At 49.0% G+C, this 22,017-nt stretch carries 18 protein-coding genes and 1 pseudogene; 10 read left to right on the top strand and 9 right to left on the bottom strand.

Annotated features, from left to right (window positions below):
• Positions 1–95: 95 nt before the first annotated feature.
• The 4 genes and pseudogenes from ACVLR6_RS09620 to mobR form a co-directional block, all read right to left on the bottom strand.
• Positions 96–185: pseudogene (locus ACVLR6_RS09620) on the bottom strand (helix-turn-helix domain-containing protein); the annotation flags it as partial.
• Between the two features lie 75 nt (positions 186–260).
• Entirely contained in the window at positions 261–1,034 is a 774-nt protein-coding gene (gene istB / locus ACVLR6_RS09615; RefSeq protein WP_411687961.1) for an IS21-like element ISAba8 family helper ATPase IstB, read from the bottom strand.
• Positions 1,034–2,053, bottom strand: coding sequence for an IS21-like element ISAba8 family transposase (istA, locus tag ACVLR6_RS09610; protein ID WP_159153814.1), 1,020 nt, complete (start codon positions 2,051–2,053; stop codon positions 1,034–1,036). Before istA ends, istB begins: the two co-directional genes overlap by 1 nt.
• Before the next feature lie 82 nt (positions 2,054–2,135).
• A complete protein-coding gene (mobR, locus tag ACVLR6_RS09605) occupies positions 2,136–3,728 on the bottom strand; it encodes a phenol degradation transcriptional regulator MobR (protein ID WP_455995088.1) in 1,593 nt (530 codons plus the stop codon).
• Positions 3,729–4,122: 394 nt separating this feature from the next.
• Here mobR and ACVLR6_RS09600 point away from each other — a divergent pair, with 394 nt between their 5' ends.
• The 6 genes from ACVLR6_RS09600 to ACVLR6_RS09575 are packed head-to-tail and all read left to right on the top strand — an operon-like array spanning position 4,123 to position 8,796.
• Positions 4,123–4,413, top strand: coding sequence for a phenol hydroxylase subunit (locus tag ACVLR6_RS09600; protein WP_455996172.1), 291 nt, complete (start codon positions 4,123–4,125; stop codon positions 4,411–4,413).
• 18 nt (positions 4,414–4,431) lie between these two features.
• Complete coding sequence (locus tag ACVLR6_RS09595; protein ID WP_163170272.1) at positions 4,432–5,436, top strand: aromatic/alkene monooxygenase hydroxylase subunit beta; 1,005 nt, start codon at positions 4,432–4,434, stop codon at positions 5,434–5,436.
• A gap of 11 nt (positions 5,437–5,447) precedes the next feature.
• Positions 5,448–5,717, top strand: a complete 270-nt coding sequence (locus ACVLR6_RS09590; RefSeq protein ID WP_075168171.1) for an MmoB/DmpM family protein — start codon at positions 5,448–5,450, stop codon at positions 5,715–5,717.
• 59 nt (positions 5,718–5,776) lie between these two features.
• Complete coding sequence (locus tag ACVLR6_RS09585) at positions 5,777–7,303, top strand: aromatic/alkene/methane monooxygenase hydroxylase/oxygenase subunit alpha (protein WP_168397837.1); 1,527 nt, start codon at positions 5,777–5,779, stop codon at positions 7,301–7,303.
• 57 nt (positions 7,304–7,360) lie between these two features.
• Complete coding sequence (locus tag ACVLR6_RS09580) at positions 7,361–7,723, top strand: phenol hydroxylase subunit P4 (RefSeq protein ID WP_104511304.1); 363 nt, start codon at positions 7,361–7,363, stop codon at positions 7,721–7,723.
• Between the two features lie 11 nt (positions 7,724–7,734).
• Positions 7,735–8,796 carry an NADH:ubiquinone reductase (Na(+)-transporting) subunit F gene (locus ACVLR6_RS09575; RefSeq protein ID WP_168384576.1) on the top strand — a complete coding sequence of 354 codons (1,062 nt, stop codon included), beginning with the start codon at positions 7,735–7,737 and terminating at the stop codon, positions 8,794–8,796.
• A gap of 171 nt (positions 8,797–8,967) precedes the next feature.
• On the opposite strand, the gene ACVLR6_RS09570 is transcribed toward ACVLR6_RS09575, so the two are convergent.
• Entirely contained in the window at positions 8,968–9,162 is a 195-nt protein-coding gene (locus tag ACVLR6_RS09570) for a heavy-metal-associated domain-containing protein (protein ID WP_005179178.1), read from the bottom strand.
• Positions 9,163–9,314: 152 nt separating this feature from the next.
• On the opposite strand from ACVLR6_RS09570, the gene ACVLR6_RS09565 reads away from it, so the two are divergent.
• Complete coding sequence (locus ACVLR6_RS09565; RefSeq protein ID WP_368775814.1) at positions 9,315–11,783, top strand: heavy metal translocating P-type ATPase; 2,469 nt, start codon at positions 9,315–9,317, stop codon at positions 11,781–11,783.
• 72 nt (positions 11,784–11,855) lie between these two features.
• Positions 11,856–12,248 carry a Cu(I)-responsive transcriptional regulator gene (gene cueR, locus ACVLR6_RS09560; RefSeq protein WP_005179173.1) on the top strand — a complete coding sequence of 131 codons (393 nt, stop codon included), beginning with the start codon at positions 11,856–11,858 and terminating at the stop codon, positions 12,246–12,248.
• Positions 12,249–12,317: 69 nt separating this feature from the next.
• Here the strand turns inward: cueR and ACVLR6_RS09555 are convergent, their stop codons facing one another.
• Complete coding sequence (locus ACVLR6_RS09555) at positions 12,318–12,950, bottom strand: class I SAM-dependent methyltransferase (protein WP_455995087.1); 633 nt, start codon at positions 12,948–12,950, stop codon at positions 12,318–12,320.
• A 233-nt stretch (positions 12,951–13,183) separates the two neighbouring features.
• Here ACVLR6_RS09555 and ACVLR6_RS09550 point away from each other — a divergent pair, with 233 nt between their 5' ends.
• Positions 13,184–14,251: a 4-phosphoerythronate dehydrogenase gene (locus tag ACVLR6_RS09550; protein WP_180074314.1), complete on the top strand. Its 1,068-nt coding sequence runs from the start codon at positions 13,184–13,186 to the stop codon at positions 14,249–14,251.
• Positions 14,248–15,222, top strand: coding sequence for an EF-P lysine aminoacylase EpmA (gene epmA / locus ACVLR6_RS09545; protein ID WP_455995086.1), 975 nt, complete (start codon positions 14,248–14,250; stop codon positions 15,220–15,222). The genes ACVLR6_RS09550 and epmA overlap by 4 nt, the downstream gene beginning before the upstream one ends.
• A 97-nt stretch (positions 15,223–15,319) precedes the next feature.
• On the opposite strand, the gene ACVLR6_RS09540 is transcribed toward epmA, so the two are convergent.
• The 3 genes from ACVLR6_RS09540 to ACVLR6_RS09530 form a co-directional block, all read right to left on the bottom strand.
• Positions 15,320–16,552, bottom strand: a complete 1,233-nt coding sequence (locus tag ACVLR6_RS09540; protein WP_104488290.1) for a multifunctional CCA addition/repair protein — start codon at positions 16,550–16,552, stop codon at positions 15,320–15,322.
• Between the two features lie 89 nt (positions 16,553–16,641).
• Positions 16,642–18,921 carry an NADP-dependent malic enzyme gene (locus tag ACVLR6_RS09535; RefSeq protein ID WP_104488292.1) on the bottom strand — a complete coding sequence of 760 codons (2,280 nt, stop codon included), beginning with the start codon at positions 18,919–18,921 and terminating at the stop codon, positions 16,642–16,644.
• Between the two features lie 135 nt (positions 18,922–19,056).
• Positions 19,057–21,933 carry an EAL domain-containing protein gene (locus ACVLR6_RS09530; RefSeq protein ID WP_455995085.1) on the bottom strand — a complete coding sequence of 959 codons (2,877 nt, stop codon included), beginning with the start codon at positions 21,931–21,933 and terminating at the stop codon, positions 19,057–19,059.
• Positions 21,934–22,017 lie beyond the last annotated feature (84 nt).

The following is a 22,017-nucleotide window of genomic DNA, read 5'->3' as shown; positions in this document are numbered from 1 at the left end:
GCGTTTACTTCCTGGGTTTTTTGTATATATGGATAAATGGAAAACTATTAAACAGGACACTCAATCTTCAGCTGGTCCTAATATTTACTGAAATTTTAAACCATCTGATATTTCTTTAACCGGTAATCCAGTGTTGCCCGACTAATCCCCAGTAAACGTGCCGCTTCAGAAATATTCTGCTGGCTATGTCAACGGCATTCTAAAATTGACCCCTTTTACCTTACAAATGGCAAAGTAAAATTGACCCCTTTGATCTCGTATTAAGTTTCAACCTGGGGCTGAATCCCAATTCTTTTTTTATCCTTCAAACGATAACTCTCACCCGATATTTGTACCACATGACAGTGATGTAATAGCCGATCTAACATCGCAGCGGTCAACGTGACATCATCCGCAAATGACTTAGACCATTTGCTAAAGGGTAAGTTACTCGTCAATATCGTACTGCCTTTTTCATAACGCTTGGCAATCACGTTAAAGAACAGATTCGCTTCTTCACGTCCAAACGGTAAATAACCAATTTCATCGATAATCAGTAACTTTGGTCCCAGTACCGCACGCTGCATATAGGTTTTCAATTTACCTTGCTGATAGGCTGTACTCAGTTGCAGCATTAAATCCGCTGCAGTAATGAACTTGATCTTAATGTTGTTCATGATGGCCTTATAGCCTAATGCCATAGATAAATGCGTTTTTCCTACTCCGCTAGCCCCCAGAAACACCACATTTTCTGCTCTAGCAATAAAGCTCAGATTGAACAGTTCAATCACCTGTGATTTAGGGGCCCCTAGGGCATAATTAAAATCATAGTCTTCCAGGGTTTTGACTTGAGGCAGGCCTGAGAGTTTCATCAGTACCTGCTGACTGCGCTGTTGCCTGACAGCATATTCATGCGTCAAGATAGCTTCAACAAAGTCGGCATAACTTCCATCCTGACCTAATGTTTGTTGTGCATGATGTGACCATTGTGATGCGATGGCAGGCAGATTGAGCTTTTGGCAAAGCTGCTCTATACGGTCGTATTGCAGATTCATCAGGAAACTCCCAGCAACTGGTCATATACAGATAAAGGATGCTGCAAACTCTCGTAGGGCATGACATGCTGTGCTGCTGCAACAGGTACAGTGCTAGAACCCGTATCTGATTGCGGTAATGGCGTAAATTTTTGCTGCTCTTGTTGTAGTCGAACAGCCGGTTTTTCTTGCGTGGTGGCATGAATCCGCTGATTGGCGGTTTCATGCAGCCACCGGCCAATGTGGGCATTGGCGACATCAACATCTAACAGTAAACCCGAAGTCTTCAGGCTTGCTTTCAATGGCACAATAAAGCTTGATTTGAGGTATCCATTAAAGCGTTCAACTTTGCCTTTGGTCTGTGCACGGTAGGGCTTACATACGCGAGGACGAAAGCTGTATTTCTTGGCGCAGTCGAGCAGTTTGGGATTCCATTTATGCTGCCCCTCCTGATAGGCATCCCGTTCAATCATGATCGTTTTAGCGTTATCAAACAGGATTTCCTGAGGTACTCCTGCAAAGAACTGAAATGCATTTTCCAGACCATCGATCCATGCATCCGTACGTTCATGATCATAAAATTTCACGAAAGTCGCTCTGGAATACCCTAATGTTGCGACAAAGGCTTTTAAAGTCGTGTTGTTGCGTCGAATCGTGGTGAAATCCACCTGCATTTGTTGGCCAGGTTGGGTTTCAAAACGAATGATCGGTTCTGGTTGAGCAACTGGTTTTAATGTTGCAAGATATTCCCTCAAGATCCTGATCTTTCCTGGATATCCCAACCCTAAAATTTCCTGGTAGAGCACAACAGCAGGAATCCATTCAGGATGAGCTGCGTTTACACGTTGGAGTAAATAAGGTTTATATGGGTCAAGGATACTTATTCTAGGCTGTATACGCTGATACTGAGGTGTGGTGTTTTGCCGTAAATATTTACGTACGGTATTTCTGGATACCCCCAGTTCACGACTAATGGCTTTAATAGATTTACCTTGTTGATGAAGTATTTGGATTGTCACTGCTTGCTCCAAAGTTAACATGTTGAGCAGTCCAAAATGACCGCTATATTAACCAAGGGGGTCAGTTTTTAAATGCCATTAGGGGGTCATTTTTACACTGCCGCTAACAGCTACGCTGCATGGCGGTTAGAATAATTTCCTGCTCATGCCGTTCCAAAGAAAAATCCTCAGTCAACAGGGTTTCAATTGAATTGGGGGAGGTTGAATTTTTAGCCTGCTGCTTTAACTGCGGAAACAGGCAGCTTAGTTTAATTTCCTGCTGGTCATCGGTCAGTAAGGTGGCGCGTTCCAGCAGGTTTTCCAGTTCACGGATATTACCGGGCCACTCATAACTCATCACATAATTTTTGGCTTTGTCACTCAGGCCAGGCAGGGTTTTGCCATACAGGTTTTCAAAGCGTTTCAGAAAATGATTGACCAGTAGCGGAATATCTTCACGGCGCTCGCGCAGTGGCGGAATCTGTACCGGAAAAATATTCAGCCGATAAAATAAATCGGCACGGAAACGTCCGGCTTTGACTGCCTGTTCCAGATCTTCGTTGGTGGCGGCGACAATACGCACATCTACTTTGCGGGTCTGATAATCACCAACCCGTTCAAATTCGCCTTCCTGTAACATGCGTAACAGAGCGGCCTGCGCACGAGGTGACAGCTCAATCACTTCATCTAAAAAAATGGTGCCGCCATCTGCGCGTTCAAACTTGCCTGCACGTGACTGGTTGGCGCCGGTATAGGCACCTTTTTCCACCCCGAACAGTTCGGCTTCAATCAGGTCGGGAGGAATACAGGCACAGTTGACTGCGACAAACGGTTGCTGGCGGCGCTGGCTGGCCTGATGAATCCCGCGGGCAAAGGCTTCTTTACCGACCCCGGTTTCGCCCTGTAGCAGGACTGCGACTTTACTGCCTGCGGCCTTTTTCAGGAGGTCGCAGACCTTGCGATAGGCCGCCGATTCACCGATAGCATTAAACATGGTGTAGTCGGCTTCAGCATCGGTGTAGATGGTCTGTTTCAGCTGGTTCAGCTCTGCCTGCAAGGCAATAATCTTGTCCGACACCGGATCGGGTGACATAAAGCGGATCAGTTCATTGGCATTTTCCCAGTCGGCCAGCGGTTTGCCGATAATCCGGCAGCAGTCATCGCCTTTGGCCACGCAATGGGTTTCCTGATAAATAATGGTTTGACCCATCACATAGCTGCTATAGCCGCAGGCATAACCGAGCAGCATCCAGCAGGCCGGTTCATCGGCTGCACCAAATTCAGATAAATGCACCTCGGCTTCAAAAGAGTTAAGCCAGTTAAAATCGGCATAAAACTGATGCTGGTCATGACTTAAACGCAGGTCATTGACTGTAACCTGGACCATGCCGCGAATACCGTGCATCTGCGGGCCGGCCATAAAGGCTTCTACTTCATTTAAATTTGGGCGTAGCCGTGAGGTGACTTCGGCATCGCGCATCCCGGCCTGATAACCGCAGCGGATAAAAAAGTGTTTGGTGCGTTCATAGCCCAGCATCTGATACAGGTCTTTGCGCAAATAGCCCATGATGCCGCTATGAATCAGCAGCATACGGTTTTCTTCAAACCAGATCTGACCGTGTTCGGTATCAAACTGGATTTTGTCGAGTAGATCCTGAATATCCTGATTGTGTTCCAGCAGCTGTTTGTAGTGTTTAAGGTCCTGGGTATGGGGCATAGCCAATCATCCATTTTGGCAAGTCACAAGCATGGATTGATCTTAACCAATTCCGACCATCGAGGTGAGGATTAAAAGCGCATAATCTTATACCTTTTAAATATAGTGCTCATAAATCAATAAGTTGAAATTTTAGCAATATACAAATGTCTAAAACTTCAGTATGCGTTTAAGTTCATCAAATGCTGAAATTCAGCAAAATATCTTTCAGCAAAACATGAAATTTCTCGTCCATCTCATCTCTGTATTTTTAAGCCAATTTAAATAAAAATATAAATATCAATAATTTATAAAAGTTGGCACGCCTTTTGAAATGCTTTAAGTAAATAAAGCTGCAAGCTCCGTGCTTGCCACACTGAAATGATTTTGGTGGCAATGAAAAAGGAAGGTCATGATGACGCACACTGCACGCCTAACGGCATTGACCAAATACATCCGGATTACCGGTGATCCACAGGCCAAATTTGTCGAATTTGATTTTGCCATTCAGGACCCGACGCTATTTGTCGAGCTGGTTCTGCCCCAGCAGGCTTTCCAGGAATTTTGTGCCATGCATCAGGTGGTGGAAATGAGCGCCGCACAACAGGCCTGGAATGATGCCCAGGAAGATAAATGGCGTTATGGCGTAGAACCGAGCATGGTGCGCCCGACACAGTATCTGTCAGATCAAGAAGATCAGTCTTAAGTCGATAAGGAGATAATGATGACTTTAGAAATTAAAACGTCCAGCGTTGAACCCATCCGCCAGACCTATGCCTATATTGAACGCCGTTTTGGCAACAAGCCGGCCACACGTTATCAGGAAGTCAGCTTTGATGTGCAGGCGGCGGCCAATTTCCATTATCGTCCGCTATGGAAACCGGAAAAAACCTTAAATGATCCAACCCATACCGCACTGCTGATGCAGGACTGGTATGCCTTTAAAGATCCGCGCCAGTTTTATTATGGTGCCTATGTGCAGCATCGCGCACGTTTGCAGGATATTGCCGAAAGCAATTATGCCTTTTTTGAAAAGCGTGAGCTGGTGGCGAACCTGTCCGAGGCAGTCCAGCAAAAACTGATGCAGTGCCTGTTGCCATTTCGTTATGTCGAACAGACTGCTAATCTGCACATGATGTCGGGCAGTGCCTATGGCTATGGCACGGTTATCACCCAGGCCTGTATTTTTGCCGCAATGGACCGTTTGGGCATGGCGCAGTATCTGTCACGAATTGGTTTGCTGCTCGATGGCAATCGTGGTGAGGCTTTGCAGCACGCCAAAACTGCCTGGATGGAAGATGCCGCCTGGCAGCCGCTGCGCCGTTTATGTGAAGTCAGCCTGACCGAGCAGGACTGGTTCAAACTGTTTTTATTACAAAACCTGATGATCGACAGCATGTTGCAGCAGCTGGTGTATGGCGAGCTGGATCAATGGCTGGTCGAGCAGGGCGCACGCGATATTGCCATGCTGACCGAGTTTATGCAGGACTGCCTGAACGATTTACGTAAATGGTCTGACAGTGTGTTTAAAACTGCAGTCGCAGAATCGGAGCATAACCAGCAGCTGATTCAGGGCTGGATTGAAGAACTGCTGCCCCAAGTGGAACAGGCCTTTTCTAGCTGGGCCACGCTCGCACTGGGTAGTGCATCGGTGGAATCCGCCATGAACCTGATTCAGGAACGTTGCAAGAAAGCCGGTTTACAGATTCAACACGCCTCAGCCGCATAAGGAGATGCCTCATGAGCTCAAAAGTTTATTTAGCCCTGCAAGATAACGACACTTCACGCTATATCGTCGAAGCGATTGAACAGGATAACCCGGATGCCAGCATCCAGTATTTACCGGCCATGATCCGCATTGAAAGCGAAACCGGTCTGATTGTACGGGCTGAAACCGTGTCGGAAAAACTGGGTCAGGATTGGGACATCCAGGAATTACAGCTCAACATGATTACTCTGGGCGGCAATGTCGAGGAAGATGATGACAGCTTCCAGCTGAAATGGAATTAAACAGACAACATGCCAAGGCCTGAGTGCCTGCACTGGAAAAATTGAACAGGATGATCAAGATGAATACACAAGCCAAAACTGCACAGAAAAAACTGAATGCCAAAGACCGTTACCGGATGCTGACCCGTGATCTGGACTGGGATTTTTCCTATGCCGACCGTAAAGCCGCATTTCCGTATGAAGAATTTGAAGGCATTAAAATTACCGACTGGTCAAAATGGGAAGATCCGTTCCGTTTAACCATGGATGCCTACTGGAAATATCAGGCCGAAAAAGAGAAAAAACTCTACGCCATTTTTGATGCATTCGCGCAGAACAACGGTCAGATGAATGTCTCCAATGAACGTTATTTAAATGCCATTAAACTGTTTTTAACTGCGGTTACACCGCTGGAATATCAGGCTTATCAGGGTTATGCCCATGTAGGCCGTCAGTTCAGTGGCATTGGTGCGCGGATTGCTTCGCAAATGCAGTCGATTGATGAGCTGCGTCATGTACAGACCCAGATTCATGCCATGAGCCATTACAACAAGTTCTTTGATGGCTTTCAGGACTGGGCGCATATGCATGACCGGGTCTGGTATTTATCTGTGCCTAAATCATTCTTTGAAGATGCGCGTTCAGCCGGGCCATTTGAATTCCTGTTGGCGATCAGCTTTGCCTTTGAATATGTGCTGACCAACCTGCTGTTTGTGCCGTTTATGTCTGGCGCGGCCTATAACGGTGATATGGCCACCGTGACTTTTGGTTTTAGTGCCCAGTCCGATGAAGCACGTCACATGACCCTGGGCCTGGAAATTGTCAAATTCCTGCTGGAACAGCATGAAGATAACGTACCAATTGTGCAGGAATGGATTGATAAATGGTTCTGGCGCGGCACACGCTTATTATCAATTGTCGGCATGATGATGGACTACATGCTGCCAAATAAAGTCATGTCCTGGAAAGAAGCCTGGGAAACCTACTTTGAAGAAGCCGGCGGGGCGCTGTTTAAAGATCTGGCCCGTTATGGCATCCGTATGCCGAAATATTCGGAAGTGATTGAGAAAGAAAAAGAGCATGTGTCGCATCAGGCCTGGTGGATTTTCTATAACTTTGGCCATGCAGCCGGTTTCCACACCTGGATTCCAACCGATGAGGAAATGGACTGGCTGTCGGCCAAATATCCGGACACCTTTGACAAATATTATCGTCCACGCTGGGAACTGGCCCGCAAGATGGAAGCCGAAGGCAAACGCTTCTATAGCGCCGGTTTACCTCAATTGTGTCAGGTCTGCCAGATTCCAATGACCTTTACTGAAATGGGCGGCGACCCGACCATGTTCAGCTATCGCGACAGCATCTATCAGGGCGAGCGTTATCACACCTGTTCCGATGGCTGCCACGACATCTTTGAACGTGAACCGGAAAAATATATTCAGGCCTGGCTGCCAGTGAACCAGATTTTACAGGGCAACTGTGGCGGGCCAGATCTGGAGAGCATCCTGCGTGATTATTATCACTTCAATGTCGGTGCAGACAACCTGGACATTGAAGGCTCGCCAGATCAGCAGCGCTGGAAAAAATGGAAAGGCGACGCCGCATAAAAAATGGAATTGGGTCATTGCTGCCAATGACCCGCTCAAGGAATTAGGAGATTTCTCATGACTGTACGTGCAATTCAAGACCATTATCAATTCGAACCGCGCGATGCCCAGCATCACTATGGCGACAACATGCTGTTGTATATTGGCTGGGATCATCACACCTTATATTGTGCGGCTCATGCCTTTGTGGTGTCACCGCAGCAGACCTTGCAGGATCTGATCGATCAGCAGATTCAGGCCGGTTTTCATCAGCATCCCGACTTTGAGCAGCTGGACTGGTCAACGGTGCAGTTTGTGTTAAACCATGAACCTTTACAGACCGATTTTTCCAAAACACTGGCCGAGCTAGGCTTTGACCACAAATCCCTGCTGCGTTTTGTCAGCCCGGAACTAAAAGGCTATCAGGATGCCCACGTTTAAGGAGAATGCGCATGAGTTATCAAGTTACCATTGAACCGATTGGCACCACCATTGACGTGGAAGAAGACCAGACCATTCTCGATGCCGCTTTACGTCAAGGCGTGTGGTTACCCTTTGCCTGCGGGCATGGCACCTGCGGCACCTGCAAAGTCCAGGTCACGGACGGTTTTTATGATGTTGGAGAGGCATCGCCGTTTGCCTTAATGGATATCGAACGTGAAGAAAACAAGGTGCTGGCCTGCTGCTGCAAACCGGAATCTGACATGATTATTGAAGCTGATGTCGATGAAGATGAAGATTTCATGGGCTATCTGGTGGAAGATTATCAGGCCACGGTGCTGGAAATAAAAGACCTGTCACCGACTATTAAAGGTCTGCGTTTGCAGATTGACCGTCCAATGCAGTTTCAGGCCGGGCAATACATCAATATCCAGTTTCCGGGTGTTGAGGGCACGCGCGCTTTCTCGATTGCCAATGCGCCAAGTGAAGCCGGTATTATCGAACTGCATATCCGTAAGGTCGAAGGTGGCACCGCCACCAGTTATGTGCATGAGGAACTGAGTGTGGGTGAAGAACTGCAATTGTCCGGGCCGTATGGACAATTCTTTGTACGTAAATCCGATGATCAGGATGTAATCTTTATTGCTGGCGGTTCGGGTTTATCCAGCCCACAATCCATGATTCTGGACTTGCTGGAACAGGGCGATAGCCGGATTATTTACCTGTTCCAGGGCGCGCGAGATTTAAGCGAACTGTATAACCGCGAACTGTTTGAGCAGCTGGTCAAGGACTATCCGAACTTCCGTTATATTCCGGCGCTGAATGCCGCGCAGGCGGAAGATCAATGGACTGGCTTTAACGGCTATGTACATGAAGCAGTGGCGGATTATTTTGAACACAAATGCAGTGGTCACAAAGCCTATTTATGCGGTCCACCGGTGATGATTGATGCCGCGATTTCAACCTTAATGCAAAGCCGCCTGTTTGAACGTGACATCCACACCGAGCGCTTCCTGAGTGCGGCCGATGGGGCATCCGGTTCGGCCCGTTCGGCGCTGTTTAAGCATATTTAAGTTTAAGCGTGTTTTGTTTTTTTGTCCGGTTTAGAATGACCTATTGCATGTCCCGTTGTCCGTTATAGGTCATTCGTCTTTTGCCGCCTCCCTGATGCCCGCATCACGGAGGCGATTTTATTTGACGCTAGCAGTGTATTGGACAGTAGCGGTTTTGAGAGTGCCTGGAAATTATTGCACTTCTGGCGGGAAACCATCTTCATTCAGCGCCGCCACCAGCTGATCTACGCTGGCACTGCTGTCAACGGTCACGATTTTACTGTCCAGATCAATGTCAACTTTGGCATTCGGGTCCACATCCTGAATGGTGGCTGTCACACCGCGGGCGCAGCCGCCGCAAGTCATATTGGCAATATGCAGTTTCATTAAGATGCTCCATGAGTCATGTGAAGATGCTTTCAGTTTAAAGCTTGTCATGATGGGAAGGTCAAGCCAAATTTTTATGCGCAGAGACTTGACCTTCCCATGATGTCAATCTGTATGCTGTAGGGAAATCCGGGTATTGGCCGAGGTAGGGCATGAGCATCTCAAATTCATCTGCTGTTTTTCGTGAAACATTGTCTATTCAGGGCATGACCTGTGCTTCATGCGTAGGCCGGGTGGAAAAAGCCTTAAAAAAAGTGGATGGGGTCGAGCAGGCCAATGTCAATCTGGCCACCGAACAGGCCGTGGTGGAATCTTCCGCACCACTTGACCGGGCCGCTTTGGTCAAAGCCATTGAGCGTGCCGGTTATGATGTGGTCGTCGCGGCACCCATCGAATTGTCAATTGACGGTATGACCTGTGCCTCCTGCGTGGCGCGGGTAGAAAAAGCCCTGAAAAAAGTGCCGGGTGTGCAGCAAGCCAATGTCAATCTGGCCACTGAGCAGGCCTGGGTCGAAGCCGATACTACGGTCAGTGCCGATAAACTGATTCAGGCCATCCGTAAGGCTGGTTATGATGCCCAGCTGCAGACCACGACCACCACTGAACAGGCGGATCAGAAAGCCAGCGAGCAGCAGCAACTAAAACGTGATCTGTTAATTTCCCTGGTGCTGGCCATTCCGGTATTTGTGCTGGAAATGGGCTCGCATTTAATTCCGGCTTTTCATATGTGGGTCATGCATCAGATCGGGCAGATGCCGAGCTGGCTGTTGCAGTTCGTGTTGACCACGCTGGTATTGCTATTTCCGGGCCGGCGTTTTTATCAAAAAGGCATTCCGGCCTTGCTGCGTTTCGCGCCGGATATGAACTCGCTGGTGGCAGTCGGAACCCTGGCCGCATACAGCTTTTCGGTGGTGGCGACTTTTATGCCACAGCTGTTACCGGAAGGCACGGTCAATGTCTATTTTGAAGCTGCCGCGGTGATTGTCAGCCTGATTTTGCTGGGACGCTATTTTGAAGCCAAAGCCAAAGGCCGCACCTCGCAGGCAATTCAGCACCTGATCGGCATGCAGCCAAAAACCGCCCGCATTGTACGTAATGGCCAAAGTGTGGAAGTGCCGCTGGCTGAAGTCAGCTCGGGTATGCAGGTCGATATCCGCCCAGGAGAGCGGATTCCGGTGGATGGGGAAGTGCTGGACGGCCGCAGTTATGTCGATGAATCGATGATTAGCGGAGAGCCGCTGCCAGTAGAAAAAATGGCAGGCAGCGCCGTGGTGGGCGGCACCATCAACCAGAATGGCAGCCTGAGCATCCGCGCAACTGCGGTGGGGGCAGATTCGGTGCTGGCGCAAATTATCCGCATGGTCGAGCAGGCGCAAGGCTCCAAACTGCCCATTCAGGCGCTGGTCGATAAAGTCACCATGTGGTTTGTGCCAGCCGTAATGCTAATGGCTGTGCTGACCTTTCTGGTCTGGCTGATTTTTGGTCCTGAACCGGCGCTGACCTTTGGTCTGGTCAATGCTGTAGCGGTGCTGATTATTGCCTGTCCATGTGCTATGGGGCTGGCCACTCCAACCTCGATTATGGTCGGCACTGGACGTGGGGCAGAAATGGGCATTCTGTTCCGTAAAGGCGAAGCCTTGCAGCTGTTACAGGAAGCGCAGGTGGTGGCGGTGGATAAAACCGGCACCTTAACCGAAGGCAAGCCGCAACTGACCGATTTTCATGTACAGGCCGGTTTTGAGCAGACGCAATTATTAAGCTGGGTGGCGGCGGTAGAAGCCAAGTCGGAGCATCCGATTGCCTTTGCTATTGTCGAAGCCGCGCAGCAACAAGGCTTATCTTTACCAGCTGTGAGCGATTTTGATTCGATTGTCGGGTCCGGCGTGAAAGGGCAGGTCAATGGTCAATGGCTGTATATCGGGGCCGACCGTTATATGCATCAGCTGGGTTTAAGTACCACAGCCTTTGATCAGGTTGCGGTACGTTTGGGGCAGGAGGGAAAAACACCACTGTATGTGGCGGTAGAGGATCAACTGGCGGCCATCATTGCCGTGGCCGATCCAATCAAAGACAGCACCTTTGCCGCGATTGAAGCCTTGCATCAGTTGGGCGTAAAAGTGGCAATGATCACCGGCGATAACCGGCATACCGCCGAAGCGATTGCCCGGCAGCTAAAAATTGATACTGTGGTTGCCGAAGTTCTGCCGGAAGGCAAAGTCGATAGCGTACGTGAATTGCAGCAGCAATATGGCCGTCTGGCCTTTGTCGGCGATGGGATTAATGATGCCCCGGCGCTGGCACAGGCCGATGTCGGGCTGGCCATTGGCACCGGTACCGATGTAGCCATTGAAGCCGCCGATGTGGTGCTGATGTCCGGCAGTTTAAAAGGCATTCCCAATGCGATTGCTTTAAGTCAGGCCACTATCCGCAATATCCGCCAGAACCTGTTTTGGGCCTTTGTTTATAACGTGGCCTTAATTCCGATTGCCGCCGGCGTGCTGTATCCGCTGTGGGGCATTTTACTGTCGCCGATGTTTGCTGCAGGCGCAATGGCACTGTCATCCGTGTTTGTGCTGGGCAATGCTTTACGCCTGAAGCGCTTTGCCGCGCCGCTGCAATAGCCGTTGGCGTCAGGACATTTTCGGTTTAAGATCGGAGGCAGGTCTTAAACCGCCGTATTGAGCGAGAAGCATGTGAATATTGGTCAAGCCGCAAAGCAGTCGGGCATCTCTGCCAAAATGATCCGTTATTATGAAAGTATCGGCCTGCTCACGGCTGCCCAGCGCAGTGCTGCTGGTTATCGGGTCTATTCCGAGCAGGATTTAAAAACCCTGAATTTTATTCGTCATGCCCGCGAGCTGGGCTTTTCTACCGAGCAAATGAAAGAACTGATTTCATTGTGGAAAAATAGCGGCCGCCAGAGTGCAGAAGTGAAAGCGCTGACCTTAAAACATATTGATGAGCTGAACCAGAAAATCCAGCGTTTACAGGACATGGTCAATTTGTTGCAGCAATCTGCGCAGCATTGTCAGGGCAATCACAGCGCGGAATGTGCCATTCTGGACCAGATTGAAAAAGGCGGATAAGCCAGTAAGCAGCAGGAATCGAATTGCAGGAGGATGAATCAATGCAGATTCATCCTCCTTTTTTATGCTTTATTTACGGATTTGAATGGCAAACTGAATCACATGCGACTTCCCCTGATGCAGCTGTCCTTCATGACGTTCCACTTCACCGACAAAGAAATGCAGCAGATGATCTTGCTGGAAGATCTCTAGAAAATCACGTGGATCATACAGCATGTCAGGATTGCCCGGGCCACCGGTGGCATAGGCCAGTTGTGCTTTGGAATAGACCTCGCCAATGAACCAGCCACCGGATTTCAGGCTATGACGCACGCCGTGCAGTAATTTCTGCTGGGTCGGCTGATTGACATGACCAAACACGCAAATCGCATGCTGAAACTGGTTTTCCGGCCATTCTACCTGACTTAAATCCACCACGGCGGTGTCCAAGGTCAGCTGTTTGGCCTGGGCATGTTTTTGGGCTTTTTCAAGCGCAACAGTCGAATAATCCCAGAGTAGTCCGGCAAACGGCAGTTGCTGTTCACGGGCGCGCTCGGCCAGATAAATCAGGTTACGGCCTTCACCTTCAGCAATGCCCAGCGTAGCGCCAGAAATCGCTAACTGCTGGGCCATCTGCTGAATAAAAACGTTGGCCGCTTCGCCATATAAATGATCGGTGCTGTGGTAGCGTTCATCCCATGGATTGCTAAAGCGAGGTGTCATATGCAGGCCCTTCATTGGTTAAAAATAAACGGGGGAGAAGATTAAGACTGGCCTTGACTATAACATATTATAAAAACATATATTGTTTTATTCGGCTTCGGCAAGTTGTATTTGGGTGAAGCCTGATGGGCCGGCTTTGCTGCGGTTAATATTCAGTGTATTTACTGCAATAGCGCTTCATCCGCAGGGCCTTCAGGCGTTATCATGGACAGATCAAAGCATTGGATTGCCTTATGAAAATTATTGCCGATGAAAATCTGGCCTTTACCGATTATTTTTTTGCCGAGTTTGGTGAAATCTCCCATCGTCCGGGCCGGACCTTAACTGCGCAGGACCTGCACGATACCGAAGCCTTACTGGTGCGCTCGGTAACCAAGGTCAATGCCGAACTGATCCAGCACAGCAAGCTGCGTTTTGTGGGCAGTGCCACCATTGGTACCGATCATCTGGATATTGCCGCGCTGGAACAGCAGCAGATTCGCTGGTCCAATGCCGCCGGCTGTAATGCACAGGCGGTTGCCGAATATGTGATTACCGCCTTACTGCATGTGCGTCCAGCCTTACTGGAAGCAGGCCAGCAGTTCTGTCTGGGCATTATCGGACTGGGCAATGTCGGTTCGCGTCTGGCGGTAATGGCGGAACTGCTGGGCTGGAAAGTGGTGGCTTATGATCCTTTGGTGCAACGTGAAAGTGTGCAGCAACTGGCATTGGCAGACGTATTGGCTCAGGCCGATGCCATTTCGATTCATGTGCCGCTGACCAAAACCGGTCCGTATCCGACCTATCATCTGTTCAATGCCGAAACCCTGGCCCAGATGAAGCCGGAGGCAATTTTAATTAATTCAGCGCGTGGTCCGGTGGTGGCAGAGCAGGCATTAATGGCCGATATCCAGCAGACCGGGCGTGCGGTGGTGCTGGATGTATTTGAGCATGAACCGGAAATTTCTGCCGAATTATTAAATCTGGTCACGTTGGTAACGCCGCATATTGCCGGTTACAGTCTGGAAGGCAAAGCCCGCGGCACACAAATGATTTATGCCGCTTTTTGTGAAGTCTTTGGACAAGTGGCGCACAAACGTTTTGAAAGCCAGTTGCCGCCGTGCAACGATTATTTTAGTGGTCAGCCGTTAAAAGCCGCAATGCAACAGCATCTGCCACAGATGTATGATATTGCCGCCGATGATGCCAAATTACGTGCCTGCTTAAAAGACGGCAAGGTCGATCAGCAGGCCTTTGACCATTTACGCAAGACTTATCCGCTGCGCCGTGAATGGGCTGCGCATGGAGGGCCGGCCGCATGAGCCTGAACTATCAGCCGACCTGTAGCCTTGAGGCCATGCGCGCCCGCGCCAAGATGTACGCCCAGATTCGCCAGTTTTTTGCTGAGCGCGAAGTGCTGGAAGTGGAAACGCCTATTTTGTCGCAGGCCGGTGTCACCGATGTACATTTAAGCTCGGTACAGGCCAAGCGTCATGTATTGGGCCAGCAGCAGACGCATTATCTGCAAACTTCGCCTGAATTTGCCATGAAACGCCTGCTGGCCAGTGGCAGTGGCCCGATTTACCAGATCTGCAAGGTGTTTCGTGATGATGAGCATGGCCGCAAACACAATAGCGAATTTACCATGCTGGAATGGTATCGCCCGGGTTTTAGCCTGAAAGAGCTGATGTTTGAAGTCACCGATTTACTCAATCTGACCTTGGCACAGCGTTTTGGTGAAGTACGTCCAACGGTACTGAGTTATAAACATGCTTTTATGGACCGGCTGGATCTGAATCCGCTGCAAGCGACATTATCTGAATTGAAAGCCTGCTGTCAGCGTGTCGGGCTAAGCCTCGATTTAGGTGATGATCGTCTGGGCTATATCGACCTGTTGTTCTCGCATATGGTTGAGCCTAGTCTGGGCTTTGACACGCCGGTATTCCTGACTGATTTCCCGCCGGAACTGGCCTCACTGGCCAAAACTCGTGTCGATGAAGAGGGCGAACTGGTTGCCGCCCGTTTTGAGCTGTACATTGAAGGGCTGGAACTGGCCAATGCCTATGATGAACTGGCTGATGCCGAGGTGCTCCGTGGCCGTTTTAAAGCCGACAATCAGGAGCGGGAAAAACTGGGCTTGCATGTGATGCCACTTGATGAATATCTGCTCAGTGCCTTGCCTCAGATGCCGCCATGTTCAGGTATTGCGCTGGGTATTGACCGTTTATTGATGATTGCCACCCAGCAGATGCGTTTGGAACAGGTAATTACTTTTCCGGCCGAACGGTCTTAAGGCGGCTTCATCCAGATCAGCACAGGGGGATGATTCATCCCTGATCAACAAAAATACCCGTGCACGACACGGGTATTTTAAATTTTATGACTCAATTTTAGCTTGCGGCGGTATATTCTGCTTTCAGCACTTCAATCGCTTTAATGCGGCGCTGAATCAGCATTTCACCAATATCGGGGCCTTTAATCTCAGGCGGTAAATCCTGCGCTTTAATGCCGCGCACCACCTGCATGGCTTTTAGCACATAATCGGCCTGCGGATAGTCCCGATCTTCCATACCTAAACGGCCACGCGAATCACATTCACAGGCCTGAACAAAGGCTTCTACCCGTTCCGGGCGACGCAATACATCCAGACGCTGTAGCAGACGCCATAAGGTGCCCGGTTTTAAGGTCAGGGCCTGATGGCATTTTAAATGTTCCTTGCACACCGCCAGCGCCAGCTGTTTGGTATAGGTCGGCACTTTCAGGCGGTCACACAGGTCAGTAACCGGCTGAATACCACGTTCTTCATGCATGATATGACGCGGTAATTCATCGGCTGGGGTCAGGGCCTTGCCCAAGTCGTGCACCAGCACGGCAAAACGCACATCCAGACTGTAATTCTGGCGGCAGGCCTGTTGCAGGGACATTAAGGTATGCACGCCGCAGTCAATTTCCGGATGATATTCCGGGCGCTGTGGAATCCCAAACAGGGCATCAATTTCCGGGAACAAGGCTTTTAAGGCACCGCAGCGACGCAGCACTTCAAAGTATTCATCGGCATGATCTTCCTGCAAGGCGCGTGCAGTTTCTTTCCAGACCCGTTCCGGGGTTAAGGTATCCAGCTCGCCAGATGCTGCCAGCGTGCGCATCAGGGTCAGGGTGTCATCGGCCACACGAAAGCCCAGCGCTTTATAACGCGCAGCAAAACGGGCAATTCTGAGTACACGTAATGGGTCTTCAACAAAGGCGTCGGAAACATGACGCAGCACTTTTTGCGCCAGATCCTGCTGTCCACCATAAGGATCATAGACCTGGCCGTTTTCATCCATGGCCATGGCATTAATGGTCAGGTCACGACGGATTAAATCTTCTTCCAGCGTGACATTGGGTGCAGTATAAAACTCGAAACCATGATAGCCCTGACCGGCTTTACGTTCGGTACGGGCCAGTGCATATTCTTCTTTTGATTCAGGATGTAAAAACACAGGGAAGTCTTTGCCCACGGGCTGATAGCCTTGGGCCAGAAGCTGTTCGGGTGTTGCCCCGACAACCACATAATCTTTTTCGTGATAGGGGTGCCCCAGCAAATGATCTCGCACCGCACCGCCTACTAAATAAACTTGCATGAAAAAACCTCTATTCTTGAGGTCATCATGCAACAGAATAGAGGTTTTCTCAAGTCAGAATGCCGAGCTTTTCACTCGGCATTCAGTTTTTATAGCGCGTCTTGTTCCGCTTGCTGAATTTCTGCCACGGTTAACGCAGTCATATTCACCACACGACGGGTGGTCGCTGTTGGCGTTAAAATATGTACCGGTTTCGCTGCGCCCAGCAAGATTGGACCAATGGTCACGTTGCTGCCTGAAGTCGATTTCAACAGGTTAAACGAAATATTGGCTGCATCCAGGTTCGGCATAATCAGCAGGTTAGCTGAACCTTTGAAGCGTGAGTTCGGGAATGCGAAATGGCGAATATTTTCGTCCAGTGCCGCATCACCATGCATTTCACCTTCCACTTCAAGTTCTGGTGCAATCTCAGACAGAATATCAAACACTTTACGCATTTTTTGCGCGCTGGCATCGTTCTGGTCTGAACCAAAGCTTGAATGCGACAGCAGGGCAATACGTGGTGTTACACCAAAACGGCGTACTTCTTCAGCGGCCAGAATGGTCATTTCAGCCAGCTGTTCAGCTGTCGGATTACGGTTGATGTAAGTGTCGGCAATAAACAGGTTACGATCTTCCAGCATCAGCGCATTCAGAGTGAAGAAAGTATTGTGACCTTCTTTCAGACCAATAATATTGCTGACGAAGTCTAAGTGAATGTCGTAGCTTGAATAAGTACCACATAACATACCGTCAGCCAGACCGTGTTTCACCAGCATTGCGGCAATTAGAGTCGAACGGCGACGTGCTTCACGCTGCGCATATTCAGGCGTTACACCTTTACGCTGCATGATGCTGTAGTAATCATCAGCGAATTTTTCGTAATCCGGGTTTTTCTCCTGATCAACAATAGTGATATTCACACCATGTTCCAGACGTAAGCCCAGTTTCTTGATATTCGCTTCAATAACCGCGGTACGACCCACCAGAATCGGTTGTGCCAGACCTTCGTCCACTGCAATTTGTACTGCACGTAAAACGCGTAAGTCTTCGCCTTCTGCATAGGCAATGCGTTTCGGATCGGTTTTCGCCTGCGCAAAAATTGGTTTCATCATAAACGCAGAGTTATATACAAACTCTGACAGACGTTGATGATAAGCCGAGAAGTCCTGAATTGGACGTGTTGCCACGCCTGAATCCATCGCTGCTTTGGCAACCGCTGGAGCAATTTCAAGAATCAGACGCTGATCAAGCGGACGTGGAATTAAATAGTCACGACCAAATGAAGCAGATTTCTCACCATAGGATGCCGCATCTGCTTCTATGTGCGCCATACGTGCAATCGCGTGTACGCAGGCAATTTTCATTTCTTCGTTAATGGTGGTTGCACCGACATCTAGCGCACCACGGAAGATGTACGGGAAGCACAGCGCGTTATTCACCTGGTTCGGATAGTCAGAACGTCCAGTTGCCATAATCACATCATCACGTACTTCGTGGGCATGTTCAGGCAGAATTTCCGGATCCGGGTTAGCCAGAGCGAAGATGATTGGATTAGCCGCCATCTGCTTGACCATTTCTTTGGTCAGAATACCGGCAGCAGAGAGACCGAGGAACATATCGGCACCGGCAATTACATCGGCCAGTTGGGTTGCTTCAATATCCTGTACGTAGCGTTTTTTCGACTCGTCCAGACCTTCACGTTTGGTGGTCAATAGACCGCGTGAGTCCGCCACAATAATATTTTCTTTTTTCGCACCCAGGGCACAAAGCAGGTCCAGGCACGACAGGGCAGCAGCACCGGCACCTGAAGCCACAATCTTGATTTCGGCAATGTTTTTGCCGTTCAGTTGTAGCGCATTCAGCAGCGCAGAACCGACGATAATTGACGTACCATGCTGGTCATCATGGAACACCGGAATGTTCATGCGTTCACGCAGTTTTTGCTCAATGTAGAAGCATTCTGGTGCCTTGATGTCTTCAAGGTTAATCCCGCCAAAGGTTGGTTCGAGTGCAGCAACGATATCAACGATTTTGTCTGGATCATTTTCAGCGATTTCGATGTCAAATACATCGACGCCGGCGAATTTCTTGAACAGAACGCCTTTACCTTCCATAACCGGTTTAGACGCTAAAGGACCGATGTTCCCTAAACCTAGTACAGCGGTACCGTTACTCACCACGGCAACCAGGTTGCCACGTGCTGTATACAGTGCTGCAGTAGAAGGATCTCGTTCAATCTCTAAACATGGTGCCGCGACACCAGGTGAGTATGCAAGCGCTAAGTCACGTTGGTTGACCAGCTGCTTACTTGGGGTAACGCTGATTTTACCTGGAGTAGGAAATTCGTGATAATACAAAGCCTGCTGTTTTAATGATTGATCGTCCATCTGAATCTCGTATGTTACTGTGTCCAGCGATGCTGGCGGTTTGTGCTAAATCTGCTCGAATATACCATTACTTACGCACTAAGCACAGTCAAAGCTGCGCATTTTTAGAACAAACTTAGAAGTTTAAGCTATAGATTAAGATTCACTAACAATAAGTGGTGTCTGCATTTTTTCACTCAGGAAGCGGGTCGCATCCTGTTGTGGCAGCGGTTTGGAGAATAAAAAGCCCTGGGCGATGTCGCAATCGAGCTTTCTGAGGTACTGAAGTTGATGTTCAGTTTCAATACCTTCAGCGACAATGGTCATGCCCATGGCTTTGCCCATGGCAATCATGGCACTGACAATGGCTTCCTGCTTGCTGTGGCCAATCTTGGACACAAAGCTGCGGTCGATCTTTAAAACATCTATAGGAAAATCGGTTAAGTAAGAGAGGGAAGAATAACCGGTACCAAAATCATCCAGCGAAATATGAATATGGCGCTTCTTGATTTCTTCCAGAATATATTTGACCTCGTCGGTATTTTCCAGCAACGACGATTCAGTAATTTCCAGTTCCAGGCTTTCACCGGAAATATGATAGGTATTGAGCGCCTCATCAATATCTTCCAGCAAATGTCCGCGTTGTAGCTGCTGCGCCACAATATTGACCGAAACCCGGATGTTATCAAAGCCCAGTGCCTGCCAGTCCCGAATCTGCTTGGCGGTTTGCTGAATTACGATATGGCCAATCTCTGAAATCAGGCTGGTTTGCTCGGCAATTGGAATAAATAAGCCGGGTGGAATCAGGCCTTTTTCCGGATGGTTCCAGCGTACCAAGGCTTCAAAACCGGAGACCTGCTGATCATGGAAATTGATTTTTGGCTGGTAATAGACGATCAGCTCATCATTTTTAATGGCCTGACGTAAATCGCGCTCAATGTGCACGTCCTGCTCTAACAGCTTGGTGGTTTCCAGCGAATAGTATTTGGTGGTATTGCCACCCAGACGCTTGGCTTCCGACAGCGCCTGTTCGGCACAGTTGTTTAAATAATCCAGCTGCCGGCCATGTTCAGGATATAAAGACACGCCCATCGACAGGGTAATAATATGGTCCTGACCCTGGATATTAAACGGCGCCGAGAAGGCTTTGGTAATACGTTCGCAATGCTGCTGCACCGATGGGCGAATATGTGACAGCTCATAAATAATGGCAAAGTCATCGCCATTTAAATGCGCCACCAACAGCGCTTCGGCATTAATGAGGCGTAAACGCTGTGCCACCTGTCTTAGCAGTTCATCGCCGCCATTATGGCTTAAATATTCATTCAGCACCCGGAACCGGTCGATGTTCAGACGAATCACCGCCAGTTGTTTAATCGAATCCTGATGGGACACCAGATACTGATGCAGCTGATAGTTATAATAAAACCGGTTAGGCAGATCGGTCAGCGTGTCATAATTTTCCAGATAGGACAGGCGCTGTTCCTGCCGGCGGCGCTCGGTTAAATCCGAGACAATCCCGACATAATGGGTAGAGCGGTTCTGCTCATTGCTGACGGTATTCATGTGCAGGCGGATGGTCAGCTCTTTGCCCGACAGGTATTTTTCATCCATTTCGCCATCATATTCACCTTCTTTGAGCAGTTGCTTGACAATGGCCTTGTGCATACTGCGCTGCCGTGATTTGTAATTGCTGGCAATATCAAACAGATGTTTGCCAATAATCTGCTCGCGACTAAAGCCGGTCAGCTGTTCAAAGCACGGATTGACCTCAATATAACGCAGGTCCTCATTCAGAATAAAAATCCCTTCTGCTGCCTGCTGTAGTACGCTGGCGGTCAGTTTCAGGCGTTCCTGATCAGTTTTTTCCTGATGGATGTCACGGCGGATACCGACCATGCGTAATGGACGCCGGGTTTCGGGGTCACGCTCAATCACACGGCCAACATCATGTACCCAGACCCATTTGCCATTGCTTTGCTGTACCCGGTAGGTCACTTCATAGCGGTCGGTCTGGCCACGCAGATGCTGCTTCATGGTGTTACGAAAATGCGCCAGATCATCCGGGTGAATCAGTTGCTGCAGTTTGTGATGATGGGCTTTGGAGCCGGACATTTTCAGCTGCTGGTGTTCATTGGTCAGGGTAATCAGGCGATGCTTGATGTCCCAATCCCATGGTTTTAACCCGGCCACTTCATGCGCCAGCACCAGATTGGCCTGTTGATCTTGTAGGGCTTTATGGATTTGCTCCAGATCAAAGGTCCGTTCTTTCACTTTCTGTTCCAGCATCTGGTTATTAAACTGCAGCTGCTGCTCAATATCCTTGGAACGGTTCATTTCCGTTTGCAGTTGCTGGCAAAGCTGGTCGGTCCAGGCCACTTGCTGTTCGGCCTGTTTTTTCAGCTGATTATTCTTGAAATAGACGCTAGATAGCCGGCGATGCATGTGCATGGAGGTATTGGCACAAATCAGCAGACAGATTAAGGCAAAGTTGGTGGCCAGATAAAACAGCGGTTCGGTGTTGCTGTTAAAGAACAGCGGGGAAATTAAATACGGCACAATGGCCGGAATAAATACCAGCGAAAAATAGCTCAGGCGCTGGGTTAAAAAGGTGAGGGCAAAGGTCTGGCTAATAATCACCAGCAAAGCCGCCAGAATAATGGCCTGATAGGTGCTCATCTCCAGACTGTACTTCGGCAGGAAATAGTACAGCAGGGCAATGCCAATACCAAGGCTAATACCAACCAGCAGGCATACCAGCTTGATCCAGCGATGTGCCATTTGAATACTGTATTGACCGGGCTTAAAGCGCATTTCATTAAAGAACAGGCAGCCGGCCAGCCCCAGTTCACTCAGCAGGAACCAGGCATTAAACGCGAAAGTTGAAAAATTAAAAGAGTAGTGAAAAATAAAATAAATATAAAAACAGAGAATGAGGATGCTCAGCAAAAAGAAGCGCATCAGCCGGATTGTATTGGTGATTTGGGCAGCATACAAATGCTGCTCCATGAGCTCATCCTGATGGTCTGACATATATCCCCAAAACCCTATAAATTACAGAGTATGTAAAAATCTATTTTATTTTATGAATAACCTGATATTAGGTGAAATTGTAAA

The sequence above is a fragment of the Acinetobacter sp. T63 genome, from assembly GCF_053852345.1.
This window is presented reverse-complemented; position numbering and strand designations above follow the sequence as displayed.

Bases quoted from the DNA above. Each gene is read 5' to 3' on its own strand.
- ACVLR6_RS09575 (WP_168384576.1), top strand. From the start codon at position 7,735: ATGAGTTATCAAGTTACCATTGAACCGATTGGCACCACCATTGACGTG.
- ACVLR6_RS09590 (WP_075168171.1), top strand. From the start codon at position 5,448: ATGAGCTCAAAAGTTTATTTAGCCCTGCAAGATAACGACACTTCACGC.
- istB (WP_411687961.1), bottom strand. From the start codon at position 1,034: ATGAATCTGCAATACGACCGTATAGAGCAGCTTTGCCAAAAGCTCAAT.
- ACVLR6_RS09555 (WP_455995087.1), bottom strand. From the start codon at position 12,950: ATGACACCTCGCTTTAGCAATCCATGGGATGAACGCTACCACAGCACC.
- ACVLR6_RS09565 (WP_368775814.1), top strand. From the start codon at position 9,315: ATGAGCATCTCAAATTCATCTGCTGTTTTTCGTGAAACATTGTCTATT.
- epmA (WP_455995086.1), top strand. From the start codon at position 14,248: ATGAGCCTGAACTATCAGCCGACCTGTAGCCTTGAGGCCATGCGCGCC.
- ACVLR6_RS09585 (WP_168397837.1), top strand. From the start codon at position 5,777: ATGAATACACAAGCCAAAACTGCACAGAAAAAACTGAATGCCAAAGAC.
- mobR (WP_455995088.1), bottom strand. From the start codon at position 3,728: ATGCCCCATACCCAGGACCTTAAACACTACAAACAGCTGCTGGAACAC.
- ACVLR6_RS09595 (WP_163170272.1), top strand. From the start codon at position 4,432: ATGACTTTAGAAATTAAAACGTCCAGCGTTGAACCCATCCGCCAGACC.
- ACVLR6_RS09530 (WP_455995085.1), bottom strand. From the start codon at position 21,933: ATGTCAGACCATCAGGATGAGCTCATGGAGCAGCATTTGTATGCTGCC.
- ACVLR6_RS09600 (WP_455996172.1), top strand. From the start codon at position 4,123: ATGACGCACACTGCACGCCTAACGGCATTGACCAAATACATCCGGATT.
- ACVLR6_RS09570 (WP_005179178.1), bottom strand. From the start codon at position 9,162: ATGAAACTGCATATTGCCAATATGACTTGCGGCGGCTGCGCCCGCGGT.
- ACVLR6_RS09550 (WP_180074314.1), top strand. From the start codon at position 13,184: ATGAAAATTATTGCCGATGAAAATCTGGCCTTTACCGATTATTTTTTT.
- ACVLR6_RS09580 (WP_104511304.1), top strand. From the start codon at position 7,361: ATGACTGTACGTGCAATTCAAGACCATTATCAATTCGAACCGCGCGAT.
- istA (WP_159153814.1), bottom strand. From the start codon at position 2,053: ATGTTAACTTTGGAGCAAGCAGTGACAATCCAAATACTTCATCAACAA.
- ACVLR6_RS09540 (WP_104488290.1), bottom strand. From the start codon at position 16,552: ATGCAAGTTTATTTAGTAGGCGGTGCGGTGCGAGATCATTTGCTGGGG.
- ACVLR6_RS09535 (WP_104488292.1), bottom strand. From the start codon at position 18,921: ATGGACGATCAATCATTAAAACAGCAGGCTTTGTATTATCACGAATTT.